Annotated in this window: 8 protein-coding genes; 4 read left to right on the forward strand and 4 right to left on the reverse strand. The window is 64.8% G+C overall.

All coding sequences use genetic code 11. From position 1 onward, the window contains the following. Positions 1 to 819 (reverse strand): FMN-binding protein (locus tag KHZ24_05515; protein MBS5450655.1); only part of this gene is annotated, 819 nt, incomplete at its 3' end. Between the two features lie 268 nt (positions 820 to 1,087). Then, on the reverse strand, positions 1,088 to 2,473 hold the full coding sequence (locus KHZ24_05520; GenBank protein ID MBS5450656.1) for an amidohydrolase family protein: 1,386 nt from the start codon (positions 2,471 to 2,473) through the stop codon (positions 1,088 to 1,090). Between the two features lie 314 nt (positions 2,474 to 2,787). Here KHZ24_05520 and KHZ24_05525 point away from each other — a divergent pair, with 314 nt between their 5' ends. Together KHZ24_05525 and KHZ24_05530 are read left to right on the forward strand one after the other, a co-directional pair. Beyond that, positions 2,788 to 3,066, forward strand: coding sequence for an ACT domain-containing protein (locus tag KHZ24_05525; protein ID MBS5450657.1), 279 nt, complete (start codon positions 2,788 to 2,790; stop codon positions 3,064 to 3,066). Positions 3,067 to 3,123: 57 nt separating this feature from the next. Beyond that, positions 3,124 to 4,548, forward strand: coding sequence for a citrate synthase (locus KHZ24_05530; protein MBS5450658.1), 1,425 nt, complete (start codon positions 3,124 to 3,126; stop codon positions 4,546 to 4,548). A gap of 571 nt (positions 4,549 to 5,119) precedes the next feature. Here the strand turns inward: KHZ24_05530 and KHZ24_05535 are convergent. Then, complete coding sequence (locus KHZ24_05535; GenBank protein MBS5450659.1) at positions 5,120 to 6,766, reverse strand: FAD-binding protein; 1,647 nt, start codon at positions 6,764 to 6,766, stop codon at positions 5,120 to 5,122. Between the two features lie 303 nt (positions 6,767 to 7,069). Between KHZ24_05535 and KHZ24_05540 the strand changes: the two genes are divergently transcribed. After that, complete coding sequence (locus KHZ24_05540; GenBank protein ID MBS5450660.1) at positions 7,070 to 8,002, forward strand: LysR family transcriptional regulator; 933 nt, start codon at positions 7,070 to 7,072, stop codon at positions 8,000 to 8,002. Positions 8,003 to 8,010: 8 nt separating this feature from the next. Here KHZ24_05540 and KHZ24_05545 read toward each other — a convergent pair whose 3' ends face one another. Next, positions 8,011 to 9,243, reverse strand: coding sequence for an MFS transporter (locus KHZ24_05545; protein ID MBS5450661.1), 1,233 nt, complete (start codon positions 9,241 to 9,243; stop codon positions 8,011 to 8,013). A gap of 470 nt (positions 9,244 to 9,713) precedes the next feature. Here KHZ24_05545 and KHZ24_05550 point away from each other — a divergent pair, with 470 nt between their 5' ends. Beyond that, entirely contained in the window at positions 9,714 to 11,807 is a 2,094-nt protein-coding gene (locus KHZ24_05550; GenBank protein ID MBS5450662.1) for an FAD-dependent oxidoreductase, read from the forward strand. Positions 11,808 to 11,864 lie beyond the last annotated feature (57 nt).

Here is an 11,864-nt window from a genome sequence, read left to right on the forward strand (position 1 = left end):
CGCGATCTTGCCGCCCTCGACGGTGACCGTCACGGGCACGTCGCCGCCCATGCCCTTGCCGGTGCCCTCGTAGGTGCCGTCCTTCAGCTCGCCAGCAGCGGCGGGCTCGTCGGCCTTCTCGGACTTGGCGGGGGCAGCCTCTGCCTTGGTGCTCTCGGCCTTGTCGGCCTTGGCAGAGTCGGCCTTGGCGGCGGCAGCGGGCTCGTCGGCCTTGCTGCTCTCGGCGGCGGGCTCAGCATCAGCAGCCGGAGCAGCCTCGCCGCCCGCGGCGGACTCGAGCGCGGCGTCAGTAGCAGCAAAGATGGCCTTGGACGTCACGGACGCGCCGGCAATGGCGTCGACGCCCTCGGTGCCGTTGGCCTCGACGATAAGAGCGGGCAGCTGCTCGAGCGCCTTCGTGCCGATGCCCTCGGTCTCCTGGCCCTCGGCCTGCAGGTCAGCAATGACGCCACCCTCGACCGTCACGGTCACCTTGATGGTGGACTCCATGCCCTTGGCCTCGCCGGTGTACTCGCCGTCGGCGTAGGCGCCAGCGGGCTCAACGGCAGGCTCGTCGGCCTCAGCGTCGGCAGAAGCAGACTCTGCCTTGTCGGCGGCAGCGCTCTCGGCCGGCGCGGCCTTCTCATCGGCGGCAGGCTCAGACTCGGCCTTGGCGCTCTCCGCGGCCCCAGTGGTGGTCTCCTCGGTCGTCGCCGTCGTGGCGGCCTCGGTCGCCTCGGGCTCATACGTCGGGTTCGTCGGCTGGCCACAGCCCACAGCGGTCACGACGAGAGCCGACATAGCAGCCGCCGACAGACCGATCAACGCGCGGTTCTTCATGCCAAGATCCTCCTTGTCCGGGCCCGGGCGCAGAAGAGCCGGGGCACACAAACCTAGTCGTATGTCATATGGTATGCGCCGGCAGGAAAAGGTGGCGAGGCAAGCAAGCTCATCAGGAAAAACATCACGAGAGCGCTACATCCTCTCCCCGTCTTCTGTACCGAGCCGATTGCCTGCCGGACCTTGTCGGATCGGCATTGCCACCCTCGCCCGGGGACCCCGACCGTGTACGCCAGGGCCCCGGGTCGAGCAGCGTTCAAACGCCCACTTACAGGCAAGGTTCGATCGCGTCAGGCTGGGCATCCAGCCAGTCGAGGTCCGCATCGATCTGGTCAATGTGCGCAACGCACGGTTTCTCGAGCAGCCTGCCGCGTGACATCACGAGGCTCACGTGGCGCAGCGCCGCGATGTTCTCAAGCGGGTTGTCGGCCGTCACGATGAGGTCAGCGTCCTTACCCGCCTCAACGGTGCCGCAGACGTCTCCCAAGCCGAGGATCCGGGCGTTAGCCTGCGTCGCCGTATGAAGCGCAAACGCCGGGGTCACGCCGAGATAACGCACGAGGTACGCGAGCTCGCGCCACGTGTCGTACTGCGTGATAAACGGGCACGAGGCGTCAGTACCCAAGCCCAGAGGGATGCCCTCATCCAGAGCCGTTCGTGCGCTCTGGGCAACGCCCTGCGCCACGACGCGCGCGTTCGTCAACAGCATCTCGTTGGGGTTTTCGTCGCGCGTCGGCAGTACGGTCAGCGCGACCGCAGGCGAGAGCGTGCACGTCACCGAGGCACCGCGCTGCTTGTACAGCTCCACAATCTCGGGCGTCATGGGCGCGCCATGTTCGATGGAATCGACACCGTTCTCGAGTGCCGACTTCACGCCCTCCGTGCTCTCGACGTGCGCCATGACTCGCAAGCCCAGGCGGTGCGCCTCGTCGCAAGCCGCCTTCGTGATGCGGGGGCTCATACGCAGGACGCCCGGCTCGCCGATCTTCACGGCGTCGAGCACGCCACCCGTCACGAACAGCTTGATGCTCGTCGCGCCCAGCTCCGCGAAATCGCGCACATAGCACGCGGCCTCTTCGGGAGTGTGAGCGGCACGCGACATGAGGCGCGAGGCATGGCCCTCCGGCACGGTGATGCCGTTGCCGGACGCGATGATGCGCGGACCCACGACCTCGCCTGCGTCGATGGCGTCGCGCACCCATATGTCTGCCGAGTAGGGCTCGCCGGCGTCGCGCAGCGTCGTGACGCCGCTCGCAAGCTCGTTGGCGACCGCCTCGCGCATATAGGCATGCAGACGCTCGGGGTCATCCATGCAGGCACGGACGCGATTGTCCTGGCCCACCGGTTCGCCATCAGGTACAGACGAGCCCCGTTCGTCGCCCGTTCCGACAAGGTGAACATGCAGGTTGATGAGGCCCGGCATCAGGTATGCCCCGGCGAGGTCGATGGTTCGCGCCCCCTGGGGGATCGGCGCTTCGTCGGGCGAGCCAACGTACGAGATCGTCTGTCCCTCGACGACAACCGTCCGGCCGGGGCGCGCCTCCATATCGCGCGACCCATCAAGCACGGTCGCGTTCTGGAATACGACAGCGCCCTCCGACGCCCACTTGTTAGCCACAGCAGCCCCCAGGCAACCGTATGCCGGCTCCCCCATCGCCTCGTTGCTCATGTCGCGCCTCGCTTTCTCATCATGCCCACTACACAGAGCAGGCCAATCCCAGCGTGCAGGTCATCATACGACGCGGTGGAGCGCACGCCCCACAATATCGGCGGGTGCAGCACGTTTGCAGAGAGTGGGGACATTTGGACGAGGAGCAGGCACGTGCGCGGTGCCGTAGCACAGCCGTTACAATGAGAGAATATATTGTCGTTCCTTGAGCGGCCCGCAGTAGCGGTTCGCATCGCACGCTCGGTGCGGGCGCCTTTTTGACGCGCCCTCGCGAGCCCAACCCGAGAGGGAGCAGCGCCATGGAGAAGACCCGCGTCGTCGTCACCGTTCTGGGAGCCGACCGCAGCGGCATCGTCGCCGCCGTCGCCACGAAGCTTTCCGAGAACAACGCCAACATCCTCGACATCAGCCAGACCATCCTCGACGGCATATTCACGATGAGCATGATCGTGGAGCTCGACGAGTCCGCGACGTCGTTCGACACGCTGAGCCAGGCACTCAAGCCGCTCGACGACGAGCTGAACGTGCAGGTCAAGGTGCAGCGAGAGGACGTCTTCAAGTTCATGTACCGCATCTAGGCACGCGCCCGATCCCGTCAAGCCCGCAACTGCCGCCTGGCTAAGAGGTGTGATTCTATGGCACGCAAGGACGCCTTTGATTTGTACGACCACTTCGAGTCGTGCAACTACATTGACCCGAGCAACTACAAGCGCACGAACGTCAAGCGCGGCCTGCGTAATGCCGACGGCACGGGCGTCATGGCCGGTTTCACGAACATCTCGAACGTGCACGGTTATATCGTCAGCGAAGGCGATCAGATCCCGTGCGAGGGCGAGCTCACGCTGCGCGGCTACGACATCCGCGCGCTCGTCGACGGTGTCATGGACGAGGGGCGCTTCGGCTACGAGGAGCTCGTCTACCTATTGCTGACCGGCGTGCTTCCCTCAGCAGACGAGTTGTCGAGCTTCCAGATGCTCATCGATGAGCAGCGCGACCTGCCCAAGAACTTCATCAACGACCAGATACTGACACATCCCTCGCGCGACGTCATGAACATGCTAGCTCGCGCCGTCCTGCAGCTCTACGCCGATGACCCGGAGCCCAACGACACGGGCGCCAAGCACGAGATCGACACGGCGACGATGCTCATCGCCCGCATGCCGCGCATCGCCGTGCTCGCCTACTATGCGATGAAGCAGTACTACGAGGGCGGCGATATGGTATGGCACGGGCCCCAGGAGGGGCTGTCCGCCGCGCAGACCATCCTCGACATGCTACGCCCCGATCACGAGTACACGGCCGACGAGGCCCACATGCTCGACGTCATGCTCATGCTCCAGGCGGAGCACGGCGGCGGCAACAACTCGACGTTCACCTGCCGCGTGTTGACGTCGTCGGGAACGGACGCATATGCGGCATACGCAGGTGCCATTGGCTCGCTCAAGGGCCCCAAGCACGGTGGCGCCAATCGCAAGGTCCGCGACATGATCAAGGACCTCGAGGCCAGCATCAGCGACTGGGGCGACGAGGGCCAGGTGGCAGACTACCTGCGTCGTGTCGTGCGCAAGGAGGCCAACGACCGGACGGGCCTCATCTACGGCATGGGTCACGCGGTGTACACGATGTCCGACCCGCGCGCACGCATCTGCCACCGGTATGCCGCAAGGATAGCAAGCAACACAGAGTTCGAGCCTGAGCTGCGCCTCATCGAAACGGTCGAGCGACTGACGCCGGAGATAATGGCGCAGGAAAAGGGCACGCACAAGGTGCTATGCGCCAACATCGACCTGTACACCGGCTTTGTGTACAACATGCTGGGCATTCCCGAGGAGCTCTACACGCCGATGTTTGCGACGGCGCGCATGGCCGGCTGGGCGGCCCACCGCTTCGAGGAGCTCGTAAGCGGCAAGCGCATCATCAGGCCGGCGTACAAGTCCATCATGAACCCGCATCCCTACACACCCCTGGCCGAGCGCGGCTGCAAGGGCGGCTTCGTGCCCCCAACCCCAGCGGAACTCCCCGCTCAGGCGGCGACCGACGCCGACGCCGTGGGAGACTAAACAAAGTGCGCGAGTGCGGGGCCAAGCGAGAGGAGTTTGCTCGCTTGGCCCCGCACGAAACGGCGCACACCCCGGACTAGCGCGCGTGCAGAATGGTCGCGTGGGCCGTTCGTGGCCCGGACTGCGGGTGGATAGCCTGTGACAGGCATTGCGGGAGTGCTTTTTTGCGGCGGCTGGCGCCATTCGTGGGCAGAAACCGAGCTCATGAATATGCCCCGGGCACGCAACGCTGGAACCGCAACGATCACGCTGCCATTTCCGCAGGTAACCGGCGGTTGAAGCGCAGACGCGCAGATCACCATGCGAGACGGGGCATACACGAGCGCGATTTTGGGACGAAAGTGGCAGCCTAGCTTGCAAAGAATGCACTTCTGCCCAACAAAACCCGATGCCCAGCCTCGCTCGCCCCTCGCGACCCGTCGCGCAGCAAATGCAGCGCCCCCCACGCGCCATACCGCCATCGTGCGAGGCAAATCGCAATAAGAACGGGCCAGGCGCCCGAAGGAGACGCCTGGCCCGCCGCGTAGAGTCTAGCCACTGCCAGCAGAAGTGCCTGGCAGTCAGAATGCGCTTACGCCCAGGGCTCGAGCTTGATGGCATCCTTGCCTGCCCAGATGCCGGTCACCATAGCCTCGGCGATGTTCCAGCCGCCGTTGTAAACCCAGCCGTAGCCAGCACCGCACTCGCCGACGCTGTACAGGCGAGGAATCGGCTCGTCAAAAGCATCCAGCGTCTGCGCCCTCGTGTTGCGCTTCGGACCACCCTGCGTGTTGTACTGGTTCGGATAGCACAGGACCGCATAGAACGGGCCCGTCAGCGGGCGCATCGTCTCGGCGGCGCGGCCAAACTGCGTGTCCTCGCCGGCCTCGGCGTCCTTGTTGTACGCGTCAACCGTTGCCTGGAGCGTCGCGGCATCCATCTTGCCCTCGCCGGCCTCGACGCCATTCATCTGAGCAGCAAGATCCTCGAGCGTATCGGCCTTGAGCACCCAGCCGCGCTCGACCTCGGCGCTGTTATCCTGGCTCCACTCGTAACCGCTGTGCGCCGTGAACCACGTGAACTGGCTGCCCTCGGCCTTGCCCGACGCCACGGGGCGCTGGGCCTGCTCGGCATCAAAAACCGTCCAGTACGGCAGGTGCGGCCACTCGCACTTCACGCCATCGTAGAAGAACAGGTACTCGCGGCGGCCGTAGCCGTGGCCGTCGGCGCGATCCTCGGGCATGAAGCGCGCGCCGTGCTTGTCGACAGCGATGAAGCCGTTATTGCTCTTGGAAGCCTTGCCGAGCTGCAGATTGGCAGGCACCTTATCGGAGTCGTAGTTGTCGCCACCGAAATTGAGGCCGGGGCACAGCACGGCGCCACAACCACTGTCGGAGGCGTTCATGTGCCACAGCGCCGCGCCGACCTTCTGGGCCATCATGATGCCGTCGCCGGTGTTGTAAGGCGTGCCACGGCTGAACACAGGCCAACCGGGATAGGAATTCTCGATCATGTTCTCGTTGAACTCGTATCCGCCAGTAGCAATTACAACGCCGCGCTTCGCCTTGACGTTGATCTCCTTGCCCTCGCTCTCGGCAACGACGCCGATGACCTCACCGGCCGCGTTCGTAATGAGACGCTTGCCCGGCGTCTTGTAGACAAACTCGACGTTGGCATACTGCTGGGCGCCTGCGAGCAAAGCCTCCCACAGCTGGCCGTTACCAGAAGCGTGGTTCATATAGTCCTGGATGGCGTCGCCGCCGGGCAGGGCGTCGAACTCCGGGGCAAACAGGCCAAACAGCTGGATGTCAGCGTCGGGCAGCTTCGAAACGAAGTCGTCGTTGAGCGTGTAGGCCGACGTGGCAAGTGCCTCGAGGTACTCGTCGTCACGCGTGCGCTCGCTGGCGGCCTTGTAGTACTTGAGGCCTTCCTCGAGATCAGTCGGGCACGTCCACATGTTGCCCGCTACGCGGGTGTTGCCACCCTGATCCTCCTCGGGCGCCTTTTCGAGCACGAGAATCGCAGCGTCGGGGTCCTCCTGGGCAGCCGTGATGGCTGCCGACAGGCCACCGGCACCACTGCCGAGGATGACGAGGTCAGCCTCCTTGTCCCAGCTGGGCTCGGCGGCTTCGTCCGCCAGGGCTATCGAGCCCAGAGCCCCTGCCCCAACCGCACCGGCGGCGGCAGCGCCGCCCATCTTGAGCAGGCTACGACGAGAAATGTTCGCTTCACGTGCCATGACTGCCCCTTCTTTCGTTCCCGGGAGGCGCCGCGACCGCCGAGCACGTCGCGAAAATGCCTCCGCCCCTCGCCGCCCCAGCAACCCCTTGCTGACGTGGTGGGCGGCGTCGTTCCTCTACATCGTAGGCACACCAGCTCTTCCAACCAAAGGGGGTGACAACCAGGCCCTAGCTCATCCCAGCAATTGGTTGTGACCTCTCGACACGAAAAAGTGCAAGAAGCGCCCCCGAAGCGACAGAGGTACACTTTTGTCGAGGGAATAGCCAGGAAAGCAACGCCAGCAAGACCAGGGGGACGACCTATGCCGGACCTAGACGCCCGACAGCTGCGATATTTCGTCACGACAGCGGAGACCGGCAGCATGTCACAGGCAGCGCGCCAACTATACGTCTCGCAGCAGGCCTTATCGAAAAGCATTACGGCTCTCGAGACAACGCTTGGCGCGGCCTTATTCGTACGCGAGAAGAGTGGAGTCGTACTGACCGACTTCGGACAGTTCTTCCTCAAACGTGCTCGGTTGTCGCTCGAGACGTTGGATTTCGCTGCGGGGAGCCTGCGCGACTTCTCGTCGGGCATCAATCGAACCATCTCGCTTGGCATGCCCCCACGCTGTCTGACGGACTTCGGAGGTACGCTGAGCCCCGCACGGCTTTATGCACTGCAAAAGGCGTATCCCCACGTTCAATTCGAATTCGTCGAGGCGGACGAGAGGGAGCTCGCGCAACGTCTCGAGGACGGCGATCTGCAGTTCGTCATTGGGGAACAGCGCGATGACGAGGCCTATCGCGGCGTGTTACTTGGCGACTTCCCGCTCGTGGTTATCGTTAGCCGGGACAACCCCCTCTCGCGCAGGGCACAGCTCGCACCCCAGGATCTCGCATCAGGGCAGATCGTTACGGGCCCGGAGGACGGCGGTCTCGAACGACTTGTCAACGAGCTTGCCCGCCGCACCGCCACGGAGCTGCGCACCTCTCCGATCAAAGTGAGCTCCGTCGATCCGTCTGACCTCATTGTGGACCGCGACCTGTTCTCCGTATGCCCCGAACAGCATGCGATGCGCACCGCCTCTACGGAGCGTGTCGCACTTGTGCCGTTGGTTGACGAGCACGGCAAACGTGTGTCGGTTGCGCTCAGCCTTTTCTGGCGCGCGAACCTTCCCCTGCAAGCACCGGAGCGGGCGCTCATCAACTACATCTCGGCACTGTACGCGCACCGGGAAGAGGACGAGGTTTAGGGGAACAGTTACTCCCCTTCGGTGCGCAACGTCTCGCGGCGGGCCTTTGCGCGGCGGATGAAGTGCAGCGTCAGCAGGACGACGCCGCAGGCCACAAGCGAGAAGGCCGCGCCCACCAGGCCGACATAGCGCATGCCAACGCCACCCACGACGACGCCACCCACGGCGGTGCCGAACGCGATGCCGATGTTGAACGCCATCGGCTCGAGCGACGTAGCCAGCGTGAGCGCCGTGGGGTACTCTGTGCGCGCGACCCGCATGAACAGAGAGACGCACGACACCGACGCCACATACATGCACAGTGCGATCAGCAGGATCACAACGAGTGCCCACGGCATGGCCGAGCCTGCGGCGAACAAACCCGCCAGCAGTGCAGCCTGCACGAGGAACACCACGACGAGCGCCGGCACACCAAAGCGCAGGTCAACCCAGCCCGACAGCAGATTCGAGAAGAAGCACACCACGCCGTACGCCATGAGTACGCCGCTCGCCGCCAGCGCGCTCATGCCGAGTACGTTCTCGAGGTATGGCGTGATGTACGCGTAGAACACGTAGACCGACCCGACGCCAAACACGAAGATCGCGATCCCCGACAGCACGCGCGCGTCCCCGAGCAGGCACAACTGCTGCCGCAGCGTCGCCGGCGCATCCGACGAGCCCGTCCTCGGCAGCAGAGCCACGAGCGCCGCGCAGACTATCGCGGCAAGGACAAACGTACCGATCATCGCATAGTGCCAGCTCAGCTGGTCGGCCACGATCTTGCCCAGCGACGTCGACACCACCATCGCCACCGAAAACGCCCCATAGATCAGTGAGATAACGACAGAGATGCGACGCTCCTCCACGAGTTCGGGCACGTAGGTGACGCCCACAGCCAGCAGCGGCCCGGACACCGCGCCGACAAGCACGCGCGCCGCCAGCAGTAGCTCGAACGTCGGCGCAAGCATCATGGCTACGTTGGCGATCAGAAAGACGCTCGCATACGCCACGAGCAGCGGAAAGCGACGAAAGCGCCCCGTCGCCAGGGCGAGCACTGGCGTCATGATGGCGTAGGACAGCGCGAAGTAACTGACGAGGTCGCCGGCACGGGACAGCGAGACACCGAAGTCGTGCGCGACATCAGGCTCGATGCCGATGACGATGAACTCTGCGCATCCCAGCGCAAAGCCCAGCGCCACGAGCAGCGCGACGCACAACCTCGGATGAGCAGCCTTTCTCGTTGCCCCGCTCGCTTCCGCCACGACAACACCGTCCGCTGACACAACAGCCTCCCGCTCTTCGACACCGGCCACTCGGCAATCAGATCCCACGTACTCTAGCAGTCAGACGGAACAGTTGAGCAGTACGCATCCACTGACGCAAACATGCCATGCGGCAACCTTCCTTCGTTCGGGCCAGTACGGACACACGCGAGGAACTCGCAGGCAAAAACGAGCCCGCATCGCGTAACAATCCCAGCTCAGGGCTGTCAACCCTGCACTCACCACCGTCTCCCACACACTTCATGTAGGCCTCAGGGTAGCCCCCACACCCTACCCCTCACGTGTGTGTCGGCACCTCGAAAACGCTCCTATCGTCTGAGTCGTCAGCAGGCGTTCGCACCCAGCGCAGCGACGCGCGACCCTCATCACAAAAGCCGCGCTCGTCCACGCTCTCGCAACGCCCAAACGCACGCAAGCACGACTCGACCGCCCCATACAAGGAGGATCGCATGTCCCAGCTCAGCGCTCACCAGATTGACCGCCGCTCGTTCCTCACCGGTGCCGCCCTTGCCGGAGCAGGCGCCGTCGCCGCCAGCTCCATGGCAACCCAGGCCCTCGCCACCGAGTCCGCCGCCGCGGACGCCGCAGCCCCTGCAACGCCCTCGTTCATGGTCGCTCCCGACCCCATCACCGACGACCAGGTCTCGCAGACCGTCGAGGCTGACGTCGTCGTCATCGGCGCCGGTACGGCCGGCCTGTGCACGGCACTCTCCGCAGCTGAGGGCGGTCTCAAGGTCGTCGTGTTCGCGCAGAGCCCCAACGTCGTTGCCCGCGGTGGCTCGAACGCCGTCGTGTACTCCAAGCTCATGAACGAATACGGCCTGCCCAAGATGGACCCGCAGTTCATCCTCGCTCAGATGGCCCAGGCCTCGTTCAACATCGACGTCGACAAGTGGCACAAGTGGTACAACAACTCCGAGGAGTCCATCAACTGGCTCATCGACCGCTCGCTGTCCGTCGAGGGCATGCGCATCTCCATCGAGCAGAGCAACGTGTGGCCCGAGGACATGAAGACCTACCCGCTCTACGGGCCCGAGCAGTCGCACTGCTGGAACAACGACGACTTCCCCGTCGTCGCCGACGGCCAGCCCTCGCTCGTGTTCGCCCTGCGCACGCTGTGCGAGGAGCAGGGTGTCGAGTTCTACTTCAACACGCACGCCGAGCAGCTCGTCCGCGGTGGCGTCGCCAACGGCACCGAGGGTCGCGTCGACGCCGTCATCGCCTCTGACGCCGACGGCAACTACGTCAAGTTCGTCGGCACGACCGGCATCGTCATGGCCTGCGGCGACTTCTCCGGCAACCGCGAGATGATGGAGAAGTACGCGCCCGAGTGCGTCGACTGGGTGACGAACTGGGACGAGGCCCAGACGCCCGACTCGCTCGGCAAGGTCTACGGCGGCCTGTACAAGGGCCGTGGCCAGCAGATGGGCCTGTGGATCGGCGCCGCCTGGCAGAAGACGCTGCCCAACGCCGGCATGTGCGCCACGTTCGCCGCTCCGTGCTACCAGCCCTGGAACGCCCCCGACACCATCATGGTCGACGACTCCGGCCGCCGCTTCTGCTGCGAGGACATGGGCGTTGGCCACCTACCCTACGTCATCAAGCACGTCGGCCCGGTGAACGCCATCTTCGACGTCGAGTATCCCTCGCACCACATCCCGTGGCACAACTGGAAGAACGTCTACACCGAGGGCGACATGGACGCCGACGAGGTGCTGGCCGCCTGGGACGCCAAGGTCGCGGCCGGCAGCATGTACAAGGCCGACACGCTCGAGGACCTCGCCGCGCAGATGGGCGTCGACTACGAGGGCCTGCAGGCCAGCATCGACCGCTACAATGAGCTGTGCGACGCCGGCGAGGACGTCGACTTCCACAAGCGCACCGAGCTCATGGTGCCCATCCGCACCGCGCCCTTCTACGGCTACCGCAACGGCGCTCCCAAGTTCCTCACGGTGCTCGGCGGCCTGCGCACCAACATCGACATGCAGGTCTGCGACGCCGATGACCAGCCGATCGAGGGCCTGTACAACGTCGGCACCATGGTGGGCGACGCCTACGCCAACAGCTACAACTTCCTCGTCGAGGGCCACAACCTCGGCATGAACTGCATCACGTTCGGCTACCTCACCGGCAAGCTGCTGGCCGGCGGCCACCACGGCATCGAGGCCGACCCCGACTACGTTGCCCCCGAGCTGCTCGGCCTCAACCGCTACCACAGCGCCGTCGAGGAGTCCAAGGCCAGCAGCGAGGCCCTGCAGGGCGCCACGTACAAGGACGGCACGTACACGGGCACGGGCTACGGCATCATCGGCGAGATCAACGTGACGGTCGAGGTCAAGGACGGCAAGGTCACCGTCACTGACATCAGCCCGAACAACGAGACGCCCGGCTTCGGCGGCTTTGAAGCCATCAACGACGGCACGTACAAGTCGATGATCGAGACGGCGCAGTCTGCCGACATCGACACGATCGCCGGCGCCACGGCCACCTCGACGGGCATCAAGAACGCCACGCGCCGCGCCCTGGAGCAGGCCGCCCAGTAACGGCGACACCCAGACAAGCCTGGCCTCCTCGCAGAAGAGGACCACCGGCGCATGAGG

The sequence above is a fragment of the Coriobacteriia bacterium genome (genome assembly GCA_018368455.1).
GTDB lineage: Bacteria > Actinomycetota > Coriobacteriia > Coriobacteriales > UMGS124 > JAGZEG01.